This window comes from Enterobacter sp. SST3, from assembly GCF_000286655.1.
Classification (GTDB): domain Bacteria; phylum Pseudomonadota; class Gammaproteobacteria; order Enterobacterales; family Enterobacteriaceae; genus Enterobacter; species Enterobacter roggenkampii.
Window position 1 is genome coordinate 11,693 of sequence record NZ_ALNS01000045.1, and the last position, 25,374, is coordinate 37,066.

Annotated in this window: 25 protein-coding genes; 19 read left to right on the plus strand and 6 right to left on the minus strand. The window is 55.7% G+C overall.

Annotated features, from left to right (window positions below; genetic code table 11):
- Positions 1-7: 7 nt before the first annotated feature.
- The gene (gene plsB / locus B498_RS01000) at positions 8-2,428 is read right to left on the minus strand and encodes a glycerol-3-phosphate 1-O-acyltransferase PlsB (RefSeq protein ID WP_008503364.1); all 2,421 of its coding nucleotides are present in this window, start codon (positions 2,426-2,428) and stop codon (positions 8-10) included.
- A 154-nt stretch (positions 2,429-2,582) separates the two neighbouring features.
- Here plsB and B498_RS00995 point away from each other — a divergent pair, with 154 nt between their 5' ends.
- The 4 genes from B498_RS00995 (at position 2,583) to B498_RS00980 (ending at position 5,399) form a co-directional block, all read left to right on the plus strand.
- Entirely contained in the window at positions 2,583-2,951 is a 369-nt protein-coding gene (locus B498_RS00995; protein ID WP_008503365.1) for a diacylglycerol kinase, read from the plus strand.
- Between the two features lie 108 nt (positions 2,952-3,059).
- Complete coding sequence (lexA, locus tag B498_RS00990) at positions 3,060-3,668, plus strand: transcriptional repressor LexA (protein WP_008503366.1); 609 nt, start codon at positions 3,060-3,062, stop codon at positions 3,666-3,668.
- 63 nt (positions 3,669-3,731) lie between these two features.
- The gene (gene dinF / locus B498_RS00985) at positions 3,732-5,069 is read left to right on the plus strand and encodes an MATE family efflux transporter DinF (protein ID WP_008503367.1); all 1,338 of its coding nucleotides are present in this window, start codon (positions 3,732-3,734) and stop codon (positions 5,067-5,069) included.
- 120 nt (positions 5,070-5,189) lie between these two features.
- Complete coding sequence (locus tag B498_RS00980; protein WP_014830284.1) at positions 5,190-5,399, plus strand: CsbD family protein; 210 nt, start codon at positions 5,190-5,192, stop codon at positions 5,397-5,399.
- A gap of 69 nt (positions 5,400-5,468) precedes the next feature.
- Here the strand turns inward: B498_RS00980 and zur are convergent, their stop codons facing one another.
- A complete protein-coding gene (gene zur, locus B498_RS00975) occupies positions 5,469-5,981 on the minus strand; it encodes a zinc uptake transcriptional repressor Zur (RefSeq protein WP_008503369.1) in 513 nt (170 codons plus the stop codon).
- Positions 5,982-6,096: 115 nt separating this feature from the next.
- Between zur and B498_RS00970 the strand changes: the two genes are divergently transcribed.
- The 4 genes from B498_RS00970 (at position 6,097) to pspG (ending at position 9,525) form a co-directional block, all read left to right on the plus strand.
- Positions 6,097-6,585: a cupin domain-containing protein gene (locus B498_RS00970; protein ID WP_008503370.1), complete on the plus strand. Its 489-nt coding sequence runs from the start codon at positions 6,097-6,099 to the stop codon at positions 6,583-6,585.
- 172 nt (positions 6,586-6,757) lie between these two features.
- On the plus strand, positions 6,758-8,068 hold the full coding sequence (locus tag B498_RS00965; RefSeq protein WP_021242754.1) for a conjugal transfer protein TraF: 1,311 nt from the start codon (positions 6,758-6,760) through the stop codon (positions 8,066-8,068).
- 82 nt (positions 8,069-8,150) lie between these two features.
- Complete coding sequence (gene dusA, locus B498_RS00960) at positions 8,151-9,146, plus strand: tRNA dihydrouridine(20/20a) synthase DusA (protein ID WP_032623124.1); 996 nt, start codon at positions 8,151-8,153, stop codon at positions 9,144-9,146.
- Positions 9,147-9,282: 136 nt separating this feature from the next.
- The gene (gene pspG, locus B498_RS00955) at positions 9,283-9,525 is read left to right on the plus strand and encodes an envelope stress response protein PspG (protein WP_008503373.1); all 243 of its coding nucleotides are present in this window, start codon (positions 9,283-9,285) and stop codon (positions 9,523-9,525) included.
- A gap of 184 nt (positions 9,526-9,709) precedes the next feature.
- Here pspG and B498_RS00950 read toward each other — a convergent pair whose 3' ends face one another.
- On the minus strand, positions 9,710-10,693 hold the full coding sequence (locus B498_RS00950) for a quinone oxidoreductase (protein ID WP_008503374.1): 984 nt from the start codon (positions 10,691-10,693) through the stop codon (positions 9,710-9,712).
- Positions 10,694-10,753: 60 nt separating this feature from the next.
- On the opposite strand from B498_RS00950, the gene dnaB reads away from it, so the two are divergent.
- The 8 genes from dnaB (at position 10,754) to B498_RS00910 (ending at position 17,977) form a co-directional block, all read left to right on the plus strand.
- Positions 10,754-12,166, plus strand: coding sequence for a replicative DNA helicase (gene dnaB / locus B498_RS00945; RefSeq protein ID WP_008503375.1), 1,413 nt, complete (start codon positions 10,754-10,756; stop codon positions 12,164-12,166).
- 16 nt (positions 12,167-12,182) lie between these two features.
- On the plus strand, positions 12,183-13,262 hold the full coding sequence (gene alr, locus B498_RS00940; protein ID WP_008503376.1) for an alanine racemase: 1,080 nt from the start codon (positions 12,183-12,185) through the stop codon (positions 13,260-13,262).
- A 22-nt stretch (positions 13,263-13,284) separates the two neighbouring features.
- Positions 13,285-13,842 (plus strand): nicotinamide riboside transporter PnuC, encoded by a 558-nt coding sequence (pnuC, locus tag B498_RS00935; protein ID WP_008503377.1) that lies wholly within the window; start codon positions 13,285-13,287, stop codon positions 13,840-13,842.
- Positions 13,839-14,849: an AAA family ATPase gene (locus tag B498_RS00930; RefSeq protein ID WP_008503378.1), complete on the plus strand. Its 1,011-nt coding sequence runs from the start codon at positions 13,839-13,841 to the stop codon at positions 14,847-14,849. The genes pnuC and B498_RS00930 overlap by 4 nt, the downstream gene beginning before the upstream one ends.
- 75 nt (positions 14,850-14,924) lie before the next feature.
- The gene (gene tyrB / locus B498_RS00925; RefSeq protein WP_008503379.1) at positions 14,925-16,118 is read left to right on the plus strand and encodes an aromatic amino acid transaminase; all 1,194 of its coding nucleotides are present in this window, start codon (positions 14,925-14,927) and stop codon (positions 16,116-16,118) included.
- Positions 16,119-16,377: 259 nt separating this feature from the next.
- Positions 16,378-17,091, plus strand: coding sequence for an acid phosphatase AphA (gene aphA, locus B498_RS00920; RefSeq protein WP_008503380.1), 714 nt, complete (start codon positions 16,378-16,380; stop codon positions 17,089-17,091).
- Positions 17,092-17,204: 113 nt separating this feature from the next.
- Positions 17,205-17,621 (plus strand): secondary thiamine-phosphate synthase enzyme YjbQ, encoded by a 417-nt coding sequence (locus tag B498_RS00915; RefSeq protein WP_008503381.1) that lies wholly within the window; start codon positions 17,205-17,207, stop codon positions 17,619-17,621.
- Between the two features lie 2 nt (positions 17,622-17,623).
- A complete protein-coding gene (locus tag B498_RS00910) occupies positions 17,624-17,977 on the plus strand; it encodes an MmcQ/YjbR family DNA-binding protein (protein WP_008503382.1) in 354 nt (117 codons plus the stop codon).
- A 3-nt stretch (positions 17,978-17,980) separates the two neighbouring features.
- On the opposite strand, the gene uvrA is transcribed toward B498_RS00910, so the two are convergent.
- Positions 17,981-20,803: an excinuclease ABC subunit UvrA gene (uvrA, locus tag B498_RS00905; RefSeq protein WP_008503383.1), complete on the minus strand. Its 2,823-nt coding sequence runs from the start codon at positions 20,801-20,803 to the stop codon at positions 17,981-17,983.
- A gap of 253 nt (positions 20,804-21,056) precedes the next feature.
- On the opposite strand from uvrA, the gene ssb1 reads away from it, so the two are divergent.
- Complete coding sequence (gene ssb1, locus B498_RS00900; protein ID WP_008503384.1) at positions 21,057-21,581, plus strand: single-stranded DNA-binding protein SSB1; 525 nt, start codon at positions 21,057-21,059, stop codon at positions 21,579-21,581.
- A gap of 62 nt (positions 21,582-21,643) precedes the next feature.
- Here the strand turns inward: ssb1 and B498_RS00895 are convergent, their stop codons facing one another.
- Positions 21,644-21,925, minus strand: coding sequence for a YjcB family protein (locus B498_RS00895; RefSeq protein ID WP_008503385.1), 282 nt, complete (start codon positions 21,923-21,925; stop codon positions 21,644-21,646).
- Positions 21,926-22,560: 635 nt separating this feature from the next.
- Between B498_RS00895 and B498_RS00890 the strand changes: the two genes are divergently transcribed.
- A complete protein-coding gene (locus tag B498_RS00890; protein WP_008503386.1) occupies positions 22,561-24,126 on the plus strand; it encodes an EAL domain-containing protein in 1,566 nt (521 codons plus the stop codon).
- Positions 24,127-24,132: 6 nt separating this feature from the next.
- Here B498_RS00890 and soxS read toward each other — a convergent pair whose 3' ends face one another.
- Positions 24,133-24,459 carry a superoxide response transcriptional regulator SoxS gene (gene soxS / locus B498_RS00885; RefSeq protein ID WP_008503387.1) on the minus strand — a complete coding sequence of 109 codons (327 nt, stop codon included), beginning with the start codon at positions 24,457-24,459 and terminating at the stop codon, positions 24,133-24,135.
- A gap of 98 nt (positions 24,460-24,557) precedes the next feature.
- On the opposite strand from soxS, the gene soxR reads away from it, so the two are divergent.
- On the plus strand, positions 24,558-25,016 hold the full coding sequence (soxR, locus tag B498_RS00880; RefSeq protein ID WP_008503388.1) for a redox-sensitive transcriptional activator SoxR: 459 nt from the start codon (positions 24,558-24,560) through the stop codon (positions 25,014-25,016).
- Positions 25,017-25,374: the final 358 nt, after the last annotated feature.

Consider the following 25,374-nt stretch of genomic DNA (forward strand, 5'->3'; position numbering starts at 1 on the left):
CATTGTGTTACTCGCCCTGCGTGGCGCTCTCAATCGTTAAGCGCACGTCCGAGGTAATCAGCTCTGCCAGCATCTGGTACACCTTCAACGTCTCTTCCGGCTCGGCATCACCCGTATCGCTGATGAAGCCTTCATCGCGCAGCGTCAGCACCAGAGAACTGAAGACCGCTTTGTCGAAGAATTCAGGGGCGTTAATGCCGTGCAGAACGGACAGGCGCTGGGCCAGCGTCCGGCTCTCTTTCTCCAGCGTACCGCGGTTGATGGACGGGTTCGCGCTCAGCAGCCAGAACGTGATGGCGTAGCGCTGCAGCGTTTCGCGCGCACCGGCCGCCAGCAGCTGCAGGGTGCGGGAGCGTGACGGATTGATGTGCAGCTCGTCGTTGTTCAGGGTAATCAGCCCCTGGCGACGCATCTCTTCCGTCATCTTATCCAGTTCTGTCGCCAGCTCATCCTTACTCCAGCGCAGGAACAGCTCCGCTTTCAGCATTGGATAGATGGTCTCAAGATGGCGCAATAGCTCCTGACGGGAGATATGACGATGCTGGGTAATAATGGCGGCCATGAGCGACGGCAGCATCAGCATATGCGTGATGTTGTTGCGGTAGTAGGTCATCAGAACGGCCTGCTCGCGCGGCAGAATGATGATGTCGCCGATCGTGTCCTTCTCCACTTCAAACTTGTTCATCTGCAACGCGTGATCGATAAGTTCACTGGCGGTTGCAGAAGGCACGGTCGAGTCAACCGAATACGGCACGTTACGCATCATGTCCAGATAGCAATCCAGCTGCTCCGTAAGCTGTTCACGGGTCAGGGAACGCTGACGTGAAGCCAGAAGTGCCGTACAGCAGAGGTTCATGGCGTTAGCCGCACCGGCGTTGTTAATGCGCACCATCAGCTCGGACGCGATGCCGTTAACCGTTGGCGTCAGCCAGGCAGGACGCACCGCTTCGATAGGATCGATGGACTCGCGCCATTCCGGCACATGATGGTTCAGGTAGGTCATCAGCGGCATCGGCTCGCCGAAGTTCACGTAGCCCTGACCGAGATTGCGCAGCTTGCTCAAGCCGCGCAGCATCTGCGGCAGGCTCTCTTTCTCTTTGGTCGCACCGCGCAGCTCTTTCGCGTACGTGCCCACTTCCATCACGTGCTCATAGCCGATGTAGATAGGCACCAGCGTGATCGGACGGGTACCGCCGCGCAGCATGGCCTGGATGGTCATCGACAGCGTGCCGGTCTTCGGATCGAGCAGACGACCGGTACGGGAACGCCCACCCTCCACGAAGTACTCCACGGAATAGCCGCGGCTGAACAGCTCGCCCAGATACTCGCGGAACACGGTGGAGTAGAGCTTGTTGCCCTTGAAGGTACGACGAATAAAGAACGCGCCCAGGCGGCGGAAAATCGGGCCCGCGGGCCAGAAGTTCAGGTTGATACCGGCTGCGATGTGCGGTGGCACCAGCCCCTGGTGATAGAGCACGTAGGAAAGGAGCAGGTAGTCCATGTGGCTGCGGTGGCAGGGGACATAGACAATCTCATGGCCATCGTGCGCCAGCTGACGTACACGCTCAGCGTTATGCACGTTGATGCCCTGATACAGGCGGTTCCATGTAAAGCCGAGAATACGATCGGACAGGCGAATCATCTCGTAAGAGAAGTTCGCTGCGATCTCTTCCATCAGCGCAATGGCGTTCTGCTGAGCTTTCTCATGCGAAATTTTCTTGCTGCGCGCTTCGTCTTCAACGGCGCGGGCGATCGCTTTGGAGGCCAGCAGCTTGTTGAACAGATCCTGACGCGCCGGGAGGCGTGGCCCTACGGCCGCCAGGCGCTGACGAGCGAAGTGCATACGCGCCACGCGCGCCAGTTTTTGCGCGATGATCTTGTCGGTGCCGTGCTCGTCCGCCATGCGACGCAGCGAAACGGAAGGGGAGAAACGCACAAAGCTGTCGCGTCCCAGCCAGGAGACCGCGAAGAACTTCTGGATGCCGTTAAGCATGCGCAGCGGCGGATTCTCTTCGCCTTTTTCACGACCCGGACGACGACCAAACATCACCGATACCGGCACCATCTGCACATCCAGCTCGGGGTTGCTGCGGTGCAGGTCGAGATAGTCATGGAACAGCTTGATGGACTCTTCTTTCGGCGTGTAATAGGTAAATACGCGCGGCCCGCCGTGGATGAAGACGTAGCGCGGCAGCAGCGTACCGTCAACTTCCAGCGGTTCAAGCGGGTCAGGTAAGTCATGCGCCAGACACTGGGCGCGAAGCGTCAGTAAGTCTGCCTTCGAGTTATAAGGCAAAACGTACATAATAGGGCGCGACGTATCGAGCCCCAGTTCCAGCGCGGGTTCTGCTGGGATAGACTTGCTTTTTACCAGGATGCTTAATGGTAAATTAAGTAATTTGTAGTAAATTCGTGGCCAGCCGGACATAAACGATGTAAAGCCTCTGGTTAATAATGCAATTGCGGCGCAAGGATAACAGAAAGCGCGCAAAATTTCTGTTGTTACCCGTCATACTTCAGGCTGTAGCGAAACGCGCTCCGCCTCATGTTAATGACGCTCTTTTTTAAAAAAGGTTCTTTTAATGGCCAATAATACCACTGGGTTAACGCGTATCATCAAAGCCGCCGGCTATTCATGGAAAGGTTTCCGTGCCGCATGGGTCAACGAAGCCGCTTTTCGCCAGGAGGGCGTCGCCGCAATCATCGCGGTGATCGTCGCCTGTTTCCTTGATGTTGATGCTATTACCCGCGTACTGCTTATCGGTTCCGTACTTCTGGTGATGATAGTGGAAATTCTTAATAGCGCTATTGAGGCCGTTGTTGATCGCATTGGTTCCGATTTCCATGAGCTTTCTGGCCGTGCAAAAGACATGGGCTCTGCTGCCGTGTTGCTGGCGATTATCACTGCCGTTATCACCTGGGTCACCCTGCTTTGGTCACATTTCCTATGAGCCTCGAGGAATAATTAAGTCCCTGGTTTTTTGTGCAGTTTTTGGTTCCAAAATCGCCTTTGACTGTATATACTCACAGCATAACTGTATATACACCCAGGGGGCGGAATGAAAGCGTTAACGACCAGGCAGCAAGAGGTGTTTGATCTCATTCGGGATCATATCGGCCAGACGGGTATGCCACCCACGCGTGCGGAAATCGCGCAGCGTCTGGGCTTCCGTTCTCCGAATGCTGCCGAGGAACACCTGAAAGCGCTGGCGCGTAAGGGTGTGATTGAGATTGTGTCAGGCGCGTCGCGTGGTATCCGCCTGCTGGTGGAAGAAGAGACGGGCATTCCGCTGATAGGCCGCGTTGCTGCAGGTGAGCCGCTGCTGGCACAACAGCATATTGAAGGTCACTACCAGGTCGATCCCGGCATGTTCAAACCGAGCGCTGATTTCCTGCTGCGCGTCAGCGGCATGTCGATGAAAGACATCGGCATTCTTGATGGCGATCTGCTTGCGGTGCATAAAACCCAGGACGTGCGAAACGGCCAGGTCGTGGTCGCACGCATTGATGACGAAGTGACCGTTAAGCGTCTGAAAAAGCAGGGTAACACTGTTCAGTTGCTGCCCGAAAACAGCGAGTTCACCCCGATTGTGGTCGACCTCCGCGAACAGAGCTTCTCTATTGAAGGTCTGGCGGTAGGCGTGATTCGCAACGGTGAATGGCTGTAATCTCTTCCTGACAGGCTATGGCACCGCTGTAGCCTGATTCATTCCCCACTCCCGGTATCTTTCATGTCACTGCTGACGGCATCCGATAAGGCATTGTGGCGTCTTGCTCTGCCGATGATTTTCTCCAATATTACCGTGCCCTTGCTGGGGCTGGTCGATACTGCCGTTATAGGCCATCTTGATTCACCGGTTTATCTTGGCGGCGTGGCGATTGGCGCGACGGCAACCAGCTTCCTGTTTATGCTGCTGCTCTTTTTGCGCATGAGTACCACCGGTCTTACCGCACAGGCTTATGGCGCGAAAGATCCGCTGCGTCTGGCGCGCGCACTGGTGCAGCCGCTAATCCTCGCGGTTGGCGCGGGTGCGTTAATCGTTGTATTGCGGGCCCCCCTGATCGATCTTGCGCTTCATATCGTCGGTGGCAGCGAAGCGGTACTGGCGCAGGCGCGACGGTTCCTGGAAATCCGCTGGCTCAGCGCACCTGCCTCGCTGGCAAACCTGGTTCTGCTGGGGTGGCTACTGGGCGTGCAGTACGCCCGCGCGCCCGTGATTTTGCTGGTGGTGGGTAATCTGCTCAACATTGTTCTGGACGTCTGGCTGGTCATGGGTCTGCATATGAACGTGCAGGGCGCGGCGCTGGCGACGGCGATTGCCGAATACGGGACCTTTATCATTGGCTTGTGGATGGTCCGGCGTGTGCTGGCCATGCGCGGGATCTCCCTGGCGCTGCTCAAAACCGCATGGCGCGGCAATATCCGTAAGCTGCTGGCGCTCAACCGTGACATCATGCTGCGCTCGCTTCTTCTTCAGCTCTGCTTCGGCGCGCTGACGGTTTTCGGGGCTCGACTGGGGCCGGAAATCGTTGCGGTGAATGCGGTATTGATGACGCTTCTGACCTTTACCGCCTATGCGCTGGACGGATTTGCCTACGCGGTTGAAGCGCATTCCGGGCAGGCGTACGGCGCGCGCGAAAGCGGGCAGCTTCGGGAGGTGTGGCGGGCTGCCTGCCGTCAGTCGGGGCTGGTGGCGCTGGCCTTTGGTCTGGTTTACGCCTGCTTCGGTGAGCAAATCGTTGCATTGCTTACCTCTCTCCCTGCGCTGCGCGAGCTGGCGAGCCACTATCTCATCTGGCAAGTCGTCTTACCGGTGGTTGGCGTCTGGTGTTATCTGCTGGACGGCATGTTTATTGGGGCGACGCGCGGAGCCGAAATGCGCAACAGTATGGCTGTCGCGGCGGCCGGATTTGGCCTGACGCTCCTGACGCTCCCCTGGCTGGGGAATCATGGTTTATGGCTGGCCCTGGCCGTCTTCCTCTCGTTGCGCGGATTATCGCTGGCGTTTATCTGGCACCGACACTGGCAAAACAATACCTGGTTTCCCTCGCGCTCCGATATATCGTGACGGTTAAAGATTCCGAATATGAAATTAACCACGGAATCCTTAACTACAATAATTATCACGTCCAGCAGAAAAGAACGTAACGGACGTTACGACCCGACGCTTAACGAAGAGGACACGATGATGAATAAAGACGAAATCGGCGGCAACTGGAAGCAGTTCAAAGGTAAAGCGAAAGAACAGTGGGGTAAGCTGACGGATGACGACATGACCGTCATCGAAGGTAAACGCGATCAGCTTGTCGGTAAAATCCAGGAGCGTTACGGCTACGCAAAAGACCAGGCGGAAAAAGAAGTGGGCGACTGGGAAAAACGCAACGACTACCGCTGGTAACCGGGCTACACCCGAAAGTACAAGGAAGTACACCCTGAGGGCGGCCATGAGCCGCCTTTTCTTTTGCCGCTAACGCGGCTTTTTCTTCACCAGGATAGAGTGGTCGTGCTGACACGCGTCCTGATGGCGACAGGCTTCCACCTCCACGCACGCGGAACAGAGCCCGTGCGCTTCAATCACGTTATGACGCAGGGCAAAGCCCATTTTCGCTGCCAGCGTATGCATAATATCTTCCACGCCTTCCGCAGCCTCTTCTTTCACCACGCCGCAGCGGTCACAGATAAACATCGCCGATGTGTGGGTGGGCTGATCGAACAGATGGCATAGCACATAGCTGTTGGTGGATTCCACCTTGTGCACGAACCCTTGTTCAAGCAGGAAATCCAGCGCGCGATAGACCGTCGGCGGCTTTGCCTGCGGCTCGCTTTCGCGCAGCAGATCCAGCAGATCGTAGGCGCTGATGGCACCCTGCTGCAGGCTCATCAGACGTAATACTTCAAGGCGCTGCGGAGTCAGGCGCACATTGCGTTGCGCACACAGCTTTTCGGCCTGCGCTAACAGCTCTTTTGTGGACTTATCCATGTAGCACCCCGGATGTTATAGGACGGAAAACCTTCACTTTATCATGTTCTGCTAAAAACACCGAGATCCGCCAGTCTGTGCTATACCTGACCCATCGAAAACCGGGAGAACCAGAATGAAAAGACCTGACTGCATTCGACACTGGCGCGACGTGGAAGGCGCGGATGACTCGACCTACCCCGACAGCGATGAGCTGTTTTCCATTGGTGCTCCGCTGGCTCGCAAGCTTGGGCTCGGGCGTATTGGCATCCATCATGAGCGCCTGCCGCCTGGGCGCAGAACGTCCTATCCGCATGCGGAGAGCGACGAAGAAGAGTTTGTTTACGTGCTCGAAGGCTACCCTGAAGCCTGGATTAACGGCTACTTGTGGAAACTGGAGCCTGGCGACAGCGTAGGCTTTCCCGCCGGAACCGGCATCTGTCATACCTTTATCAACAACACGGACGATGAGGTTCGGCTCCTGGTCGTTGGCGAGGCCAACAAGAAGCACAACCGCATCTACTACCCGCTCAACCCCGTGTATGCCGCCACGCGGGAAGATCGCTGGGTAGATCATCCCCCGCAGTTTTTTGGGCCGCATGATGGAAAACCTGGGAAAAAATAATTTCCTCTTCTATAAATATTGAGGGCCGTCACAAAATATAACAGGCCGTAAGGGAGTTTTACTTAGGGAAAGAAATAGCGGGTCTTTTACTACTTATTCACAGCAATAGTTCGTTCCTGTTTGGGTGATAACAGACAGGGGTTATTTCATAACAGACTATAACGGGCATACTGTGAAAAAAAATTTTAAATTTTCGGTGGTTAGCATTGCTGTCTCCTTGTTTATGGCAAATCAGGCGGGAGCAGCCAATACCTGGACAGAATCACGCAGCGACGCAATGGGTGGCACCGGCGTGGCTTCGGGAAGCTATGGTAGTGGGGCGTTAATCAACCCCGCGCTGCTGGCAAAGGCAAAACCGGACGATGATGTGACGGTCATATTGCCTTCGGTTGGCGCGCAAATCACGGATGAAGACAATCTTCAGGACGAGATTGATAACATCAACGACAAAATTAATCACTACAAGGATGTGGTTGATAATCTCACGCCACGAGAAATTATCACCAATCCATTAGGTTCCATTAATCAATTCCAGGGCGCGGCCAAAGATCTGGCCGATGAGTTGGACTATCTCAAAGGCAAAACCGCACGCGCAACGGCAGGGGCAGGGCTTGCGGTGAGTATCCCTAACGATGTCCTTTCGGTAGCCTTCATGGCGAAAGGCTATGCCCATGGCCGGGTGAGCTCGTCTATCGATCAGCAAGATATTGATTACCTTCGCCGTATTCAACGAAGCAATGTCGTGGCTGCCGGTGTCGCGCTGGACGCTGCGCTGAATGGTACGGATCAGATCACCAAAAACCTCAACTCAACGGCATCCGGCCGGGCGGCGATAGTCTCCGATTACGGTGTTGCTGTTGCCCGTCAGTTCGATCTGGGTGGCGTCCCGGTTTCCGTGGGGGTTACGCCAAAACTGCAAAAAACCTGGGTCTATAACTACACCACGTCAATCTACGATTACGACAGTAACAAATGGAACGACAGCCGCTACCGCACTGACGATACGGGCTTCAACGTGGATGCCGGTATTGCGGCCGATTTCGGCGAACACTGGACCGTGGGCGTGAGCGGACAAAACCTGATGTCGCGTGATATCGACACCAAAGACATCCGTATCCGCAACGGCCGTACGGGAGAAGTGGTGAGCTATAAAGACACCTACCAGATCCGTCCGCTGGTGACCGCCGGTGCTGCCTGGCACAACGACCTGGTGACGCTGACCGCCGATGGCGATCTGACCGAAACCAAAGGCTTCAAGAGCGAAGATACGTCGCAGTACGTGGGTGTCGGTGCCGAGGTGACGCCGCTGAGCTGGCTGGCGGTGCGTGCGGGTTATCGTGCCGACGTGAAGGGTAACGACAGCAATGTCTTTACCGGCGGTGTCGGTTTCGCGCCGTTTAGCACCGTGCATGTTGACCTGATGGGCCTGTACGGTGAAGACGAAACCTGGGGCGCAGGGGCTCAGCTGAGCATGACGTTCTAAAGTCCACCGGAGGCGCTGCGCCTCCGGCTTTTCTTTGTGCTATAGTAGCGCCCCTTTTCCACCAGATGCTTAAAACTTCGCCATGTCGTCAGAATTACAGACCGCTTTCCCTGCACACCGTTTTTCCATTGCGCCAATGCTCGACTGGACGGACAGACACTGCCGCTATTTCCTGCGCCAGCTCTCCCGCCATACGCTGCTGTACACCGAAATGGTGACCACAGGCGCAATCATTCACGGCAAGGGCGACTATCTGGCCTATAGCGAAGAAGAGCATCCGGTTGCCCTGCAGCTGGGCGGCAGCGATCCGGCCGCCCTGGCGCAGTGCGCGAAGCTGGCTGAAGCGCGCGGCTACGACGAGATCAACCTCAACGTTGGCTGCCCGTCCGATCGCGTGCAAAACGGCATGTTCGGCGCCTGCCTGATGGGGAACGCGCAGCTGGTGGCGGACTGTATCAAGGCGATGCGCGACGTCGTTTCCATTCCGGTGACGGTCAAAACCCGTATCGGGATTGACGACCAGGACAGCTACGAATTCCTGTGCGATTTCATCAATACGGTCTCCGGCAAGGGCGAATGCGAGATGTTCATCATCCATGCGCGAAAAGCCTGGCTCTCTGGCCTGAGCCCGAAAGAGAACCGTGAGATCCCGCCGCTGGACTACCCGCGCGTGTATCAGCTGAAGCGTGACTTCCCGCACCTGACGATGTCCATTAACGGCGGCATCAAGTCGCTGGAAGAGGCCAAAGCGCATCTTGAACATATGGATGGGGTGATGGTCGGGCGCGAGGCGTATCAGAACCCGGGCATTCTGGCGACGGTCGATCGCGAAATCTTTGGCATCGAAGGTGCAGACACCGATCCGGTTGCCGTCGTGCGGGCGATGTATCCTTACATTGAGCGCGAGCTGAGCAACGGTACGTATCTCGGCCATATCACTCGCCATATGCTTGGGCTGTTCCAGGGCATTCCGGGCGCGCGTCAGTGGCGTCGCTACCTGAGCGAAAACGCGCATAAAGCCGGGGCCGATATTGAGGTGCTGGAACATGCGTTGCGCCTGGTGGCGGACAAGCGATAACTTTCGCTAAAAGTTCGTCAAATTCACCACGCCCTGCGAATTCTCGCGGGGCGTTTTGCTTTAAGAACAACACGTTATGTCTGGCATGATTCTTGTAATGTTTGCTGCATCATTCGGGAACTCGTGGGAGAGCACCATGCTGGAACTACTTTTTGTGATTGGCTTTTTTGTCATGCTGTTAGCAACGGGCATTTCGCTGCTTGGCATTCTGGCGGCTATCGTGGTGGCGACGGTCGTCATGTTTATTGGCGGATTGTTTGCCCTGACGATCAAACTGCTGCCGTGGTTACTGCTGGCCGTGGCGGTGGTATGGGTGATACGGGCGATTAAATCGCCAAAAGTGCCCAGTTATCAGCGCAATAACCGCTTCCGTTACTAAGGTATTGAGGGGTTCGTCACAGAGTTGTAACTTTTCCGGCAGCCTGGCTTAGAACAGAATAGGATTTACTTATCGAATCTGTCACTATGACTGCCGTTAAAGAATTCATCGCGCTGTACCCTACATACAGCCGAACTAAAAAAAGAAAGGGCTTCCCACGGGAAGCCCAATTTCTTTTTGGGGCTCAGGGAATCAATAAACTCGACCCCTGCGTTGCCCGGCTCTCCAGCACCTCATGCGCACGCTGCGCATCGGCTAGCGGGTATTTCTGCGCTTCTGCCACATCCACCTTAATGACGCCGCTGGCGATCAGCGAGAACAGCTCGTTGCTGGCTTCCTCAAGTTCTTCCCGGTTGGTGATGTAGCCTTGCAGGGAAGGGCGCGTGACGTACAGCGAGCCTTTCTGGTTAAGGATGCCCAGATTCACGCCGGTGACTGCGCCTGACGCATTCCCGAAGCTCACCATCAGCCCACGACGCTGCAGGCAGTCCAGCGACGCTTCCCAGGTGTCTTTCCCTACCGAGTCATACACCACGCGCACCTTTTTGCCGCTGGTGATCTCCTTCAGCCGTTCGACAATGCTCTCTTCACGGTAGTTAATCACCTGCCAGGCGCCCGCCTGCAGCGCGCGCTGGGCTTTTTGGGCATTGCCCACGGTGCCGATCAGTTTTGCGCCCAGCGCTTTTGCCCACTGACAGGCGATGAGCCCGACGCCACCCGCCGCGGCATGAAACAGGAACTGCTCGTCGGGTTTAATTTCATAGGTTTTGCGCAGCAGGTAGTAAACGGTTAACCCTTTCAGAAAGGAGGCCGCCGCCTGCTCAAAGGAGATGGCGTTGGGCAGCAGGGCGGCTTTATCCGCCGGGACGTTGTGGACGGAGCTGTAAGCGCCCAGCGGAGATTGCGCGTACACCACGCGGTCGCCTTCTTTAATATGCTTAACCGCGCTGCCCACTTTGACGACGACGCCGGCCGCCTCGGTGCCCAGTCCACTCGGCATCGATGGAGGCGGGTAGAGCCCGCCGCGAATATAGGTGTCGATGTAGTTTATGCCGATGGCTTTGTTTTCAACCTGCACTTCGTTTTCGCCAGGCGCGGTGGGGGTGAACTCCACCGCGTTGAGTACGTCAGGGCCACCATGCTTATGAAATTCAATACGTGTTGCCATGCTTCCTCCAGAATGTGGTAATCTTTCGACCCACTCTTTATCTCGGTAACTCCATTCACTATGGCAGGAAACAAACCCTTCAACAAACAGACTGAACCTCGCGAGCGTGATTTCCAGGTCGCAGGGTTAAAAGTCCCGCCGCACTCGATTGAAGCGGAACAGTCGGTGTTGGGCGGTTTAATGCTGGATAACGAGCGCTGGGACGACGTCGCCGAGCGCGTGGTGTCTGAGGATTTCTACACCCGTCCGCACCGTCATATCTTTACCGAAATGGCGCGCCTGCAGGAGTCGGGTAGCCCGATTGACCTGATCACGCTCGCGGAGTCGCTGGAGCGTCAGGGACAGCTGGACAGCGTTGGCGGGTTTGCCTATCTGGCAGAACTGTCAAAAAACACGCCAAGTGCGGCGAACATCAGCGCTTATGCTGACATCGTGCGTGAACGCGCCGTTGTCCGCGAGATGATCTCGGTGGCGAATGAGATCGCCGAAGCGGGTTTTGATCCGCAGGGTCGCACCAGTGAAGACCTGCTCGACCTTGCCGAGTCCCGCGTCTTCAAAATCGCCGAAAGCCGCGCCAACAAAGACGAAGGCCCCAAAAACATCGCCGACGTCCTCGACGCCACCGTTGCCCGTATCGAACAGCTGTTCCAGCAGCCGCACGACGGTGTGACCGGGGTGAACACCGGTTATGACGATCTCAACAAAAAAACCGCCGGTCTGCAGCCGTCGGATTTGATTATCGTCGCCGCGCGTCCGTCGATGGGTAAAACGACATTTGCGATGAACCTCGTCGAAAATGCGGCGATGTTGCAGGATAAGCCGGTACTGATTTTCAGCCTTGAGATGCCCTCCGAGCAGATCATGATGCGTTCTCTGGCATCGCTGTCGCGCGTGGACCAGACCCGCATCCGTACCGGTCAGCTCGACGATGAGGACTGGGCGCGCATCTCCGGCACCATGGGCATTCTGCTGGAAAAACGTAACATCTATATTGATGACTCTTCCGGCCTGACGCCGACGGAAGTCCGTTCCCGCGCGCGTCGTATCGCCCGCGAACACGGCGGTATCGGCCTTATCATGATCGACTACCTTCAGCTGATGCGCGTCCCGTCGCTCTCCGACAACCGTACGCTGGAGATCGCCGAAATTTCCCGCTCGCTCAAGGCGTTAGCCAAAGAACTGCACGTGCCGGTGGTGGCGCTGTCGCAGCTTAACCGCTCTCTGGAACAACGTGCCGACAAGCGCCCGGTCAACTCCGACCTGCGTGAATCCGGCTCCATCGAGCAGGATGCCGACTTAATCATGTTTATCTACCGTGATGAGGTTTATCACGAGAACAGCGACCTGAAAGGGATCGCCGAAATTATTATTGGTAAACAACGTAACGGCCCGATCGGGACGGTGCGTCTGACCTTTAACGGCCAGTGGTCGCGTTTCGACAACTATGCCGGTCCTCAATATGATGATGAGTAATTTCTAAGGAATTCAAATGCAAGCGGCAACTGTTGTCATTAACCGCCGCGCTCTGCGACACAACCTGCAACGTCTGCGTGAACTGGCACCCGCCAGCAAGCTCGTTGCAGTCGTGAAAGCGAACGCTTACGGACACGGTCTTCTTGAGACCGCGCGAACGCTCCCCGATGCCGACGCCTTTGGCGTCGCCCGTCTTGAAGAAGCCCTCCGCCTGCGCGCGGGGGGGATTACCCAGCCGATTCTGCTCCTCGAAGGCTTTTTCGAAGCCGCCGATCTGCCAACTATCGCGGATCAGCATCTGCACACGGCGGTACACAACGAAGAACAGCTGGCCGCGCTGGAAACCGCTGAGCTGAGCGAGCCGGTGACCGTGTGGATGAAGCTTGATACGGGCATGCACCGTCTGGGCGTGCGTCCGGAAAGCGCCGAAGCGTTTTATCAGCGTTTATGCCGGTGCAAAAACGTGCGCCAGCCGGTGAATATTGTCAGCCACTTCGCCCGTGCCGATGAGCCCGAGTGCGGTGCGACCGAGCGACAGCTGGATATCTTTAATACCTTCTGCGAAGGCAAGCCGGGGATGCGCTCGATCGCCGCATCCGGCGGTATTCTGCTGTGGCCGCAGTCGCATTTCGACTGGGCGCGACCGGGCATCATTCTTTACGGCGTGTCGCCGCTGGAGAATAAACCCTGGGGGCCGGACATGGGTTTCCAGCCGGTGATGTCTCTGGTGTCTACTCTGATTGCCGTGCGAGAACACAAAGCCGGTGAACCGGTGGGCTATGGTGGCACCTGGACCAGCGAGCGCGACACGCGTCTCGGCGTGGTGGCGATGGGCTACGGCGACGGCTATCCGCGCGCAGCACCAACGGGTACGCCGGTGCTGGTCAACGGTCGCGAGGTGAAGATCGTTGGCCGCGTGGCGATGGACATGATTTGCGTCGATCTGGGGCCAGAAGCGCAGGATAAACCCGGCGACGATGTGGTGATGTGGGGGGAAGGTTTACCCGTTGAACGTATTGCTGAAATCACTAAAGTGAGTGCTTACGAACTTATCACCCGCCTGACGTCTCGGGTGGCGATGAAGTACATCGACTAACATTTCATTCCAGGGAAGGATAATGTCCCTTTCAGAAATCGCTGCGTGTCTGGCCTATGCTCTCTCAGTCTGGCTGGCCGCCAGAAATAATATCCATACGTGGTGGATAGGCATCATCGGTAGCGGGCTTTATGCCTGGGTCTTCTATTCTGTGCAGCTTTATGCTGACGTTACCCTTCAGTTCTTTTTCATCATAACGAGCATAACCGGCTGGCTGCATTGGCTTAAAGGCAATCATGGAGAGGTCTTGTCTGTCCGTCGTACCAGACCGGGACATTTTTTTATGCTTTTAGCCTGCGCCGTAAGCGTAGCAGCGGCGTACGGGTGGATATTGCATCTCTATACCAACGCATGGGCCCCCTGGCTGGACTCCATCATTTTGACATTCAGTATTCTTGCTCAGTTTATGTTGATGGGACGGCGTCTGGAAAACTGGTACATCTGGCTTGCCGTTAACACGCTGGCAGTACCGCTGTACGCGACGAGAGAACTGTATCTGACCGCCGGTTTATATCTGGTGTTTTGGTTTAATGCGTGGCACGGACTGTATCAGTGGCGCAAGGAGATCCGTGCGCAATGACGCTGTATGCCAACGGCCTGGTGGTAGGCAAATTCGCACCATTACATGCAGGCCATGAAGCGCTTATCAATACGGCACTTGAGCAGTGCGAGACGGTCTGTATCATCAGCTATTCGTCGCCGGAAATACGCGGTTACGAACCTGAAAAGCGGCTTAACTGGTTAACAACGCGCTTTCCGCAATGTCGCCACCTCGTGCTTTCGCCGCATGTGTTGGCTGCATATGGCCTTGCGCCACCGCCACCGAATGACGCTGATGACGATCTTCACCGGCATTATGTTGCAACGCTGTGTGAGGACATTTTGCACTGTCAGCCAGAGGCGGTATTTACTGCCGAAGACTATGGAGACGGGTTTGCCGCTGTCCTGAGCCAGCGTTTCGGACGACCGGTTGCGCACGTGCGTCTCCAGCGCCAACGGGGACCAGAGGCCCCTTCGGGAACGCTCATCCGTTCTGATGTTCATCGTTATCGTAAGATGATGTCCCCAGAGGTGTACCGCAGCTTTGTTTTTCGTATCTGCTTATTAGGTGGAGAATCGACGGGCAAAAGCACGCTAGCAAAGGCTCTGGCGCAGACGCTAAACGTTCCGTACGTTGCAGAGTATGGCCGTGAACACTGGGAAGCGAAGAACGGTATCCTGGATCGGGAGGATTTGCTGCATATTGCCCGCGAGCAAGTACGTCGGGAAGCATTAGCCTGCACGGCGCCTTATCTGGTCTGTGATACCTCACCTTTAACGACCCTGTTTTACGCACTCGATCAGTTTGGCAGCGCGCCGCAGGCGTTAAAGGAGTTAGCTGAACGAGACTATGCACTGGTCGTACTTTGCGGAGATGAATTTCCGTTTGTGCAGGATGGCACCCGGCAGGGCGAGGCGTTTCGCCATCGACAGCAAGTATGGTATGAAGCAGAGCTGTCGGCACGAAATATTCCTTTTCTGCGCGTGCGGGGCTCACTGCCTGAGCGAATCGATCACATTTGCCGATATATCCAGGGACCGATCTGATATCGCTCTCGACCTTCATCTGCTTCCGGTTTATTGTTGAAATCCCTGCCTCATCGAATTCCGGAGAACCATCGCGTGTTTCAGAAAGTTGACGCCTATGCCGGCGACCCTATCCTCTCCTTAATGGAGCGTTTCAAAGAAGATCCTCGCAGCGACAAAGTGAACCTCAGCATCGGTCTGTATTACAACGAGGATGGCATTATTCCTCAATTAAAAGCCGTTGCCGAAGCCGAAGCGCGTCTGAACGCGGTTCCACACGGCGCGTCTCTTTATCTGCCGATGGAAGGGCTAAACGCTTATCGCAACACCATTGCACCGCTGCTGTTCGGCGCCGATCACGCAGTGCTCGCGCAAAAACGCGTGGCGACTATCCAGACGCTGGGCGGCTCGGGTGCGCTGAAAGTCGGTGCAGACTTCCTGAAAAAATATTTCCCGGATTCAGGCGTGTGGGTCAGCGACCCGACGTGGGAAAACCACGTTGCGATCTTCGAGGGCGCGGGCTTTAAGGTGGCGACCTATCCGTGGTTCGACAGCGAAACGAACGGCGTGCGCGTTGACGCGCTGCTGGAAAAGCTGAACACGCTGCCAGCGCGCAGTATTGTGCTGCTGCACCCATGCTGCCATAACCCAACCGGGGCGGATCTCACCAATGCCCAGTGGGATGCGGTGATCGAGGTGCTGAAGACCCGCGACCTGATCCCGTTCCTCGACATTGCCTACCAGGGCTTTGGCGCGGGTATGGAAGAAGACGCCTATGCCATCCGTGCCGCTGCCAGCGCCGGGCTGCCTGTACTGGTGAGTAACTCCTTCTCTAAGATCTTCTCCCTGTACGGTGAACGCGTTGGTGGCCTGTCCGTGGTGTGTGAAGACGCCGAAGCGGCGGGCCGCGTGCTGGGCCAGCTGAAAGCGACGGTGCGCCGTATCTACTCCAGCCCGCCAAACTTTGGTGCTCAGGTGGTGGCGACGGTTCTCGGTGACGAAACGCTGAAAGCATCCTGGCTTGCCGAAGTGGAAGCGATGCGTAAGCGCATCCTGTCGATGCGTCAGGCGCTGGTTAACGTCCTGAAAGAGGCTGTGCCAGGGCATAACTTTGATTATCTGCTCAAGCAGCGCGGGATGTTCAGCTATACCGGACTGAGCGCGGCGCAGGTCGATCGCCTGCGCGAAGAGTTCGGTGTCTACCTGATCGCCAGCGGCCGTATGTGCGTGGCGGGCCTGAATGCCAGCAACGTTCACCGCGTGGCGCAGGCGTTTGCAGCTGTGATGTAAGTACTCACTACTTTTTATCTCCCTCTCCCTGTGGGAGAGGGCTGGGGTGAGGGCATCAGGCCGCAGAAAATCTTGCCCGGTGGCGGCTGCGCCTTACCGGGCCTACATCACTCATCCACACTTTGTGATCGTCTTCTTTTTATTCCGCTTCATAAGCAAAAACTCCTTCCCTTCACCTCCCGCTGGGGTTAAGGTCGGATAGTTTTTTGACCATTCACTCAAAATAAAACGATAACAAGCTGAATATTCAGGGGAAAACATGCGCAAGATCACACTGGCGCTCAGCGCCGCCTGCTTATTGTTCTCACTTAATAGCGCCGTCGTCGCACGTGCCTCGGCACCGACGCCGCTTTACACCGGCACCACCGCCGCCATGCTTGCCGAACAGGCGCCCATTCACTGGGTCTCCGTGGCCCAAATCGAAAACAGCCTGATGGGACGCGCGCCAATGGCCGTGGGCTTCGACATTGACGATACCGTGCTGTTCTCAAGCCCTGGCTTCTGGCGCGGCAAAAAAATGTATTCACCGGACAGCGAAGCGTATCTAAAGAATCCGGAGTTCTGGGAAAAAATGAATAACGGCTGGGACGAGTACAGCATCCCGAAAGAGGTCGCCCGGGCGCTTATTGCTATGCACGTTAAGCGCGGTGACAGCATTTACTTCGTTACCGGCCGTAGCCAGACCAAAACGGAAACCGTCTCCAGAACACTGCAGGACGATTTCCAGATCCCGGTTGCCAATATGAATCCGGTCATTTTTGCGGGTGACAAAGAGGGGCAAAACACCAAAATCCAGTGGCTGGAAAAGAAAAACATCAAAGTGTTTTATGGCGATTCGGATAATGACATTACCGCCGCGCAGGATGCAGGTGCCAGAGGGATCAGGGTGTTACGCGCGTCTAACTCGACCTATCGACCGCTGCCGATGGCCGGAAAGTTTGGTGAAGAGGTGATCGTCAACTCGGAGTATTAAGCCGCTAGCAGCGAGTTTGACTCTTTTTTAATCAAATCTCGCTGCTGCGGGTTTTACCTTTCGCCTTCTTGCTGCACACTTAGAAAGATTCATCTTTCATTACGGAGCAGCAGATGTGGTACCAACAGACCCTGACCTTAAGCGCTAAACCACGCGGTTTTCACCTGGTGACGGATGAAGTCATCGGGCAGCTCCGCGACCTGTCGCGGGTCAAAACGGGTTTGCTGCATCTGCTGCTTCAGCACACGTCAGCCTCTCTCACGCTGAATGAAAATTGCGATCCCACCGTCCGGTCTGACATGGAGCGTCATTTTCTGAAGAGCGTCCCGGACAACGCGCCCTACGAGCATGACTATGAGGGGGCGGACGATATGCCTTCGCATATCAAATCTTCCCTGCTGGGTGTATCGCTGATGCTGCCGGTCCACAACGGACGGCTGCTGTTGGGCACGTGGCAGGGGATCTGGCTGGGAGAGCATCGCATTCACGGTGGTTCGCGTAAAATTATCGCCACGCTACAAGGGGAATAAAGATGACAATTTCGGAGATACTTCAGTACTGCATGAGCAAGCCCGGCGCGGAGCAGAGCGTCCATAGCGACTGGAAAGCCACGCAGGTTAAGGTGGGGGATGTGCTGTTTGCGATGGTGAAAGAGGTGGAGGGCCGTCCGGCGGCGTCGCTGAAAACCAGCCCTGAACTGGCGGATTTACTGCGTCAGCAGCATGATGACGTGAGGCCGAGCCAGCACCTCAATAAGGCGCACTGGAGCACCGTCTATCTGGATGGATCGATTCCAGGCTCGCAAATTTACTACCTGGTGGACGCGTCCTATCAGCAGGCGGTTGAGCTGCTGCCGGAAACGACCCGACAGCAACTCTCCGTGTGACAATTACAGCAACGGTTTAAGGAAGCGCGCGGTGTGCGAGGCTTCGCACTCTGCAACGGTCTCTGGCGTACCGGAGACGAGGATTTCACCGCCGCCGCTGCCGCCTTCCGGGCCAAGATCGACAATCCAGTCCGCGGTTTTAATCACGTCCAGGTTATGTTCGATGACCACGATGGTGTTGCCCTGATCGCGCAGCTGATGCAGCACGTCCAGCAGCTGCTGGATGTCGGCAAAGTGCAGACCGGTGGTCGGCTCATCCAGGATATACAGCGTCTGGCCGGTACCGCGTTTTGACAGCTCGCGCGCCAGCTTCACGCGCTGCGCTTCACCGCCGGACAGCGTTGTGGCGGACTGCCCCAGACGAATATAGGTCAGGCCGACGTCCATCAGCGTCTGCAGCTTACGCGCCAGCGCGGGAACGGCGTCAAAGAACTCGCGCGCCTCTTCGATGGTCATATCCAGCACTTCGTGGATGGTCTTGCCCTTGTACTTAATCTCCAGCGTTTCGCGGTTATAGCGCTTGCCTTTGCACTGGTCGCACGGCACGTAGATATCCGGCAGGAAGTGCATCTCAACCTTGATCACGCCGTCGCCCTGGCACGCTTCACAGCGACCGCCGCGCACGTTAAAGCTGAAACGTCCCGGCGTGTAGCCGCGTGAACGCGCTTCCGGCACACCGGCAAAAAGTTCACGTACGGGCGTGAAAACACCGGTATAGGTTGCCGGGTTAGAGCGCGGCGTACGGCCAATCGGGCTCTGGTCGATGTCGATAACCTTATCGAAATGCTCCAGCCCCTGGATGTCACGGTACGGTGCCGGTTCGGCCAGCGTCGCGCCGTTCAGCGCCGTCTGAGCAATCGGGAACAGCGTATCGTTGATCAGCGTCGACTTACCGGAACCGGACACGCCGGTAATGCAGGTAAACAGGCCCACCGGCAGCGTCAGGGTAACGTCTTTCAGGTTGTTGCCGCGCGCGCCGGTCAGCTTCAGCACTTTTTCCGGGTTCGCCGCCACGCGCTGTTTTGGTACTTCAATCTTGCGCTTGCCGCTCATGTACTGGCCGGTCAGCGACTCGGGCACCGCCATAATGTCCTTCAGCGTGCCTTCCGCCACCACCTGGCCGCCGTGCACGCCAGCGCCCGGGCCGATGTCGATCACGTGGTCTGCGGCGCGGATCGCGTCTTCGTCGTGCTCCACCACGATCACCGTGTTACCGAGGTTACGCAGGTGAACCAGGGTGCCGAGCAGACGTTCGTTATCGCGCTGGTGCAGGCCGATGGACGGCTCATCGAGCACGTACATCACGCCCACCAGGCCCGCACCAATCTGGCTCGCCAGACGAATACGCTGGGCTTCACCGCCGGAGAGCGTTTCTGCCGAGCGTGAAAGCGTCAGGTAGTTCAGTCCGACGTTCACCAGGAACTTCAGGCGATCGCCAATCTCTTTCAAGACTTTTTCGGCAATTTTGGCGCGCTGGCCGGAGAGCTTCAGGTTATTGAAGAAGTCCATCGCGTGGCCGATGCTCATGTCTGAGATGGTCGGCAGCGCCGTATTTTCCACAAACACGTGGCGCGCTTCGCGACGCAGGCGCGTGCCCTCGCAGGTGGCGCAGGAGCGGTTGCTGATGAACTTCGCCAGCTCCTCGCGCACCGCGCTGGATTCGGTCTCTTTGTAGCGGCGCTCCATATTGTGCAGCACCCCTTCGAACGGGTGGCGACGCACGGAGGTATCGCCGCGATCGTTCATATACTTGAACTCGATGTTCTCTTTGCCAGAACCGAACAGGATCACTTTGTGTACGTTCGGGCTCAGGCTCGCCCACGGCGCTTCCACGTCAAACTTGTAGTGCTCCGCCAGCGACTTCAGCATCTGGAAGTAATAGAAGTTACGCTTGTCCCAGCCGCGAATGGCGCCACCCGCCAGCGACAGCTCCGGATTCTGGATCACGCGGTCCGGGTCGAAATACTGCTGGACGCCCAGGCCGTCACACGTCGGGCAGGCGCCCGCCGGGTTGTTAAACGAGAACAGGCGCGGTTCCAGCTCGCGCATGCTGTAGCCGCAAATCGGGCAGGCAAAGTTGGCGGAGAAGAGCAGCTCTTCCGCCTGCGGGTCGTCCATGTCGGAAACCACGGCCGTGCCGCCGGAGAGCTCCAGCGCCGTTTCAAACGATTCTGCGAGACGCGTGGCGAGATCGTCACGCACCTTAAAGCGGTCAATCACCACCTCGATGGTGTGCTTCTTCTGCAGTTCCAGCTTGGGAGGGTCGGACAGGTCACACACCTCGCCGTCAATACGGGCGCGGATATAGCCCTGGCTTGCCAGGTTCTCCAGCGTTTTGGTGTGTTCGCCCTTACGCTCTTTAATGATTGGCGCCAGCAGCATCAGGCGTTTGCCTTCCGGCTGAGACAGCACGTTATCCACCATCTGGCTCACGGTCTGTGCCGCCAGCGGGACGTCGTGGTCCGGGCAGCGCGGCTCACCCACGCGGGCATACAGCAGACGCAGGTAGTCATGAATTTCAGTAATGGTACCGACCGTGGAGCGCGGGTTATGCGACGTGGACTTCTGCTCGATAGAGATAGCAGGAGACAACCCTTCAATGTGGTCGACATCCGGTTTTTCCATCAGCGACAGGAACTGACGCGCGTACGCCGAGAGCGATTCAACGTAACGACGCTGTCCTTCGGCATACAGAGTGTCGAAAGCCAGTGAGGATTTGCCAGACCCCGAAAGCCCGGTCACGACAATGAGTTTGTCGCGAGGGATTATGAGGTTGATATTCTTGAGATTGTGGGTGCGGGCGCCCCGAACTTCGATCTTATCCATTCACCTTTCCCGGTTGGAACACGGATTGCCTGGTTTGTTTGAAGGACAAACGGCTGTCAGAAACGGCTAATTATGACACAATTTGACCTGTTTGAATATACAGTATTGGAATGCATTTTCTGACGGACTGTGTGTAACAATGTTATGTTCGCACGAGAACTCTGGAATCCATCTCGCAGCTATCAAAATGCAGCGTGGAAATGGTACACTCGCGCGTTTACACTATTAAGAAACGTATTCAGGAGACACGAACATGGCCAGCAGAGGCGTAAACAAGGTGATTCTCGTCGGTAATCTGGGCCAGGACCCGGAAGTACGCTACATGCCGAGTGGTGGCGCAGTTGCCAACATTACGCTGGCTACTTCCGAATCCTGGCGTGATAAAGCGACCGGTGAGATGAAAGAGCAGACCGAATGGCACCGCGTTGTGCTGTTTGGCAAACTGGCAGAAGTGGCCGGTGAGTATCTGCGTAAAGGTTCTCAGGTCTATATCGAAGGCCAGCTGCGTACCCGCAAATGGACCGATCAGTCCGGTGCTGAGAAGTACACCACTGAAGTCGTGGTTAACGTCGGCGGCACCATGCAGATGCTGGGTGGCCGTCAGGGCGGTGGCGCACCAGCAGGTGGCGGCCAGCAGCAGGGCGGTTGGGGGCAGCCTCAGCAGCCACAGGGCGGCAACCAGTTCAGCGGCGGCGCGCAGTCTCGTCCGCAGCAGCAGTCTGCTCCGGCGCCGTCTAACGAACCGCCAATGGATTTCGACGACGACATTCCGTTCTGATTTGTGCGTCCTTCAAACAAAAAACCCAGACATCGTCTGGGTTTTTTTATTCCATAAAGGGATCAGGTAATCACCATTGGCCAGTCTGGTGGCGTGTGGCTCATCGCTTCAACCATCACCACTTTGATATTTTCCCAGACGGCGGCGATATCCAGCAGGGTAATGCCAAGCAACCCCGTTGCAAACCAACATGCTGCACCCAGCCCCAACAGGGTGCTGATGACAGCGAGACCCGCGTAGTCAGATTTACGAAACTGAATGTTCAGCGTGCTGGCCAAAAACATCAGTACCGCACTCAACAAAGGCCAGCGCAGGAGAACCATGCTGGTAGTAATGGTTGCCATAAACCCATCCTCTACAAAACAGACGACCTGAATGAAACGGTGTTTCTCGTTACAGAATATGTGTGAACTATATCACATTTGTTGATTTATTCGCCAGTGTCTGTGTGATCAAAAAACGGTTTTTATTCCTCAGGTAAAGAGTGTGTGCAGGCTGGCCCTGCCTTCGGCGCGCGAGGAGGCGCCCCCCAGCGTGCCGGAAACGTCCATCGGGCTAGTGGTGATACCTCAAATTCGGTTTTTATAAGAGGGGCTCAGTCGAATCATAAAATAGTGCGGCGAAGACTGATTATTTATAAATCAACGCACACAATGCCCCACAGTAAATAGCATAAAACGTCATGATAAAGGTGCGCTTTTTTCATGCTGCCAGAAGTTTGGCTTAATCAACGATCGTCTGTTGTGTTATCTTCCCTCCGCCTTCGAGGGCTGGATAATTATTTTCCTTAATTGAAACGGAACGAATACTTACAGTTTCACTTACGGGAAAATATTATCGTCATAACGAAATTTAAGATTTTTAATACGAAAAGTCAGTTGCTAACTTCGCATGATTCATGCAACGTAATCACCTGTTTAACACAGCATCCGGCCTTCATTACTACAGGCGTACAACATGCAGGGATATAGGGCGGGAAATGAATCGTAGCGCGCGGCGCAAGATGCTCAGGGTGGTAGGGATCATCATGGTAGTTATGCTGCCGGTGATGCTTGCGCTATGGTTTGCCCAGCTAAGAGCCGTGTCTGAAACAAGCGCCCAGCTACGGACATTTGCTGAACTGGCTTTAGACAAAACTGAGCTGGTTATACAACAGGTTGATCTGGCCCGGGACGAGGCAGAAAAATATCGGGGCGAGCTCTGTACCCCGGGACACCGTCAATATATGTTGAACGTTGTTCGTGGTCGCCTGTTTGTTGCCGATTTAATTTACGCTGAAGGTCAGAATTTTCTTTGTTCGACCGTTTTCACACCGGATCAACCCTACGCCATACCCGTCGCTAATTACACGCGAAAACCTGACGTCGCTATCTATTATTATCGCGACACCCCATTTTATACTGGCTATAAAATGACATATATGCAGCGCGGAAATTATGTAGTGGTCGTTAATCCACTTTCATACAGCGAAGTCATGTCCGCGGATCATTCTCTCTCGTGGGGGGTTTACGACACGGTAACCAATGCTTTCTTTTCCGTCAGTCAGAAAGCCAACGTTTCGTTATTAAATTCGCTGATTCGGGATAAGGAATCGGTATTTCAAAAAGATAACCGCTTTTATACGATCGTCACATCCCCTAAAAGACCGATTGCGGCCATCGTGTCGACATCGAATAAACGCTTTTATGAAACGCTTTATCATCAGGCGACATTAACGCTGCCGCTGGGCATGATCTGCAGCATTATTATTTTGCTGGTCTGGTCCCGTACTCATCGTGAGCTTAATTCGCCGGGGCGTTTACTGCACCGGGCGCTGAACAAACGCCAGCTTTGCGTGCACTATCAACCGATTATTGATATTAAGAACAACCGGTGTGTCGGCGCGGAGGCGTTGTTACGCTGGCCGGGTTTTAACGGTCAGGTGATGAGCCCGGCTGAGTTTATTCCGCTGGCTGAAAATGAGGGGATGAGCGAGCGGATTACGGATTACGTCGTTGAGGAAGTGTTCAGCGATTTGGGCCATTTCCTGGCCGAGCATCCGCATCTCTATATTTCGATTAACCTGTCGGCCACGGATTTCCACTCCTCGCGGCTGATCGCCATGATTTCTGAGAAGGTTCGCCACTACGCCGTCCGCGCGCAGCAAATCAAAATTGAAGTGACGGAACGCGGTTTTATCGATGTGCCTAAAACCACGCCGGTGATTCAGGCTTTCCGTCAGGCGGGGTATGAAGTGGCGATCGATGATTTCGGTACCGGCTATTCGAACCTGCACAACCTCTACTCGCTGAACGTCGATATTCTGAAAATCGATAAATCGTTTATCGATACCTTAACGACCAACAGCACCAGCCACCTGATCGCCGAGCATATTATCGAGATGGCGCAAAGCCTGCGGCTGAAAACCATTGCGGAAGGGGTCGAGACGGCAGAGCAGGTGAGCTGGCTGTTGAAGCGCGGCGTCCAGTTTTGTCAGGGATGGCACTTCGCGAAAGCGATGCCGCCCCAGGAATTTATGACCTGGCAGCAGCAACCTTTGCACTGAGAGTAATTAATTCAACTGGTGGCGATAGTCGCTCGGCGTGCGGTCAAACTCGCGGCGAAACACGCGGGAAAAGGTTTGTTGCGACACATAGCCAAGATCCATCGCGATATCAAAAATCGGCCGCTGCGTTGAGCGTAGCGCCTGCGCCGCCAGCAGCAGCCTGCGCTGACGAATGTACTCACCCAGCGTCTGATGCATGACCGTGCGGAACATTCTCTGTAAATACCATTTCGAATAGCCCGACTTTTTCGCGACCACATCAATGTTCAACGGTTGGTCGATATGATCGTCAATCCATTCAATAAGCGTCTGAATAATCTGCTGATGCGACATAAGGTTGCCCCTCTGTAGATACAACTTTCTCGGTTGATTCGTCGTTTTCTCTGCGGGGGAGTATAATTCCTCAGGTTAACTTGAGGTAAAGAGGTTTTATGGAAAAGAGATTGCCGCGCATTAAAGCGCTGTTAACCCCCGGCGAAGTGGCAAAGCGAAGCGGCGTTGCGGTGTCGGCGCTCCACTTCTATGAAAGCAAAGGGTTAATTAAAAGCATCCGCAACGGCGGCAACCAGCGTCGCTATACCCGCGACGTGCTCCGCTACGTGGCGATTATCAAAATTGCGCAACGAATCGGCATTCCCCTGGCTACCATTGGCGAGGCATTTGGCGTGCTGCCGGAAGGGCATACGCTGAGCCCGAAAGAGTGGAAAGAGCTTTCATCCCAGTGGCGAGAAGAGCTGGACAGGCGTATCCATACGCTGGTCGCGCTGCGCGATGAGCTGGATGGTTGTATCGGCTGCGGCTGCCTGTCGCGCAGCGACTGCCCGTTGCGTAACCCCGGCGACAAACTGGGCGAACAGGGGACGGGAGCGCGGTTGCTGGAAGAGGATTGAGATCGGTTTGCCGGGTGGCGGCTGCGCCTTACCCGGCCTACAACACCGAGAACGTAGGCCGGGTAAGCGAAGCGCCACCCGGCAAAACCCCGCATAATAAAGAACTAAAGCGCCACGAAGGGCGCTTTAGTTTTTCCCGGTCTTTGTCTTTCTCTCTATCCCGCTGGTTCACGGGAGGGTTTCCCCCGACATCAGCACCCCTCGTGTCGAGCTGGTTGGGGAGGTTCCGGATTGTGCTGACACTTTAATTCTATGCAAGACCCGTTTTTTCGCCAGCGTCGCTGACCGGTTTTTAGCCGAATTTTTTTCGCGGTGTTGTTCGATTTTCTATAGTTAAAAAGTATGAATAACAGGAGAA

Coding starts and splice junctions, on each gene's coding strand:
- plsB (WP_008503364.1), bottom strand. CDS start 2,428: ATGTCCGGCTGGCCACGAATTTACTACAAATTACTTAATTTACCATTA.
- B498_RS00995 (WP_008503365.1), top strand. CDS start 2,583: ATGGCCAATAATACCACTGGGTTAACGCGTATCATCAAAGCCGCCGGC.
- lexA (WP_008503366.1), top strand. CDS start 3,060: ATGAAAGCGTTAACGACCAGGCAGCAAGAGGTGTTTGATCTCATTCGG.
- dinF (WP_008503367.1), top strand. CDS start 3,732: ATGTCACTGCTGACGGCATCCGATAAGGCATTGTGGCGTCTTGCTCTG.
- B498_RS00980 (WP_014830284.1), top strand. CDS start 5,190: ATGAATAAAGACGAAATCGGCGGCAACTGGAAGCAGTTCAAAGGTAAA.
- zur (WP_008503369.1), bottom strand. CDS start 5,981: ATGGATAAGTCCACAAAAGAGCTGTTAGCGCAGGCCGAAAAGCTGTGT.
- B498_RS00970 (WP_008503370.1), top strand. CDS start 6,097: ATGAAAAGACCTGACTGCATTCGACACTGGCGCGACGTGGAAGGCGCG.
- dusA (WP_032623124.1), top strand. CDS start 8,151: ATGTCGTCAGAATTACAGACCGCTTTCCCTGCACACCGTTTTTCCATT.
- pspG (WP_008503373.1), top strand. CDS start 9,283: ATGCTGGAACTACTTTTTGTGATTGGCTTTTTTGTCATGCTGTTAGCA.
- B498_RS00950 (WP_008503374.1), bottom strand. CDS start 10,693: ATGGCAACACGTATTGAATTTCATAAGCATGGTGGCCCTGACGTACTC.
- dnaB (WP_008503375.1), top strand. CDS start 10,754: ATGGCAGGAAACAAACCCTTCAACAAACAGACTGAACCTCGCGAGCGT.
- alr (WP_008503376.1), top strand. CDS start 12,183: ATGCAAGCGGCAACTGTTGTCATTAACCGCCGCGCTCTGCGACACAAC.
- pnuC (WP_008503377.1), top strand. CDS start 13,285: ATGTCCCTTTCAGAAATCGCTGCGTGTCTGGCCTATGCTCTCTCAGTC.
- B498_RS00930 (WP_008503378.1), top strand. CDS start 13,839: ATGACGCTGTATGCCAACGGCCTGGTGGTAGGCAAATTCGCACCATTA.
- aphA (WP_008503380.1), top strand. CDS start 16,378: ATGCGCAAGATCACACTGGCGCTCAGCGCCGCCTGCTTATTGTTCTCA.
- B498_RS00915 (WP_008503381.1), top strand. CDS start 17,205: ATGTGGTACCAACAGACCCTGACCTTAAGCGCTAAACCACGCGGTTTT.
- B498_RS00910 (WP_008503382.1), top strand. CDS start 17,624: ATGACAATTTCGGAGATACTTCAGTACTGCATGAGCAAGCCCGGCGCG.
- uvrA (WP_008503383.1), bottom strand. CDS start 20,803: ATGGATAAGATCGAAGTTCGGGGCGCCCGCACCCACAATCTCAAGAAT.
- ssb1 (WP_008503384.1), top strand. CDS start 21,057: ATGGCCAGCAGAGGCGTAAACAAGGTGATTCTCGTCGGTAATCTGGGC.
- B498_RS00895 (WP_008503385.1), bottom strand. CDS start 21,925: ATGGCAACCATTACTACCAGCATGGTTCTCCTGCGCTGGCCTTTGTTG.
- B498_RS00890 (WP_008503386.1), top strand. CDS start 22,561: ATGAATCGTAGCGCGCGGCGCAAGATGCTCAGGGTGGTAGGGATCATC.
- soxS (WP_008503387.1), bottom strand. CDS start 24,459: ATGTCGCATCAGCAGATTATTCAGACGCTTATTGAATGGATTGACGAT.
- soxR (WP_008503388.1), top strand. CDS start 24,558: ATGGAAAAGAGATTGCCGCGCATTAAAGCGCTGTTAACCCCCGGCGAA.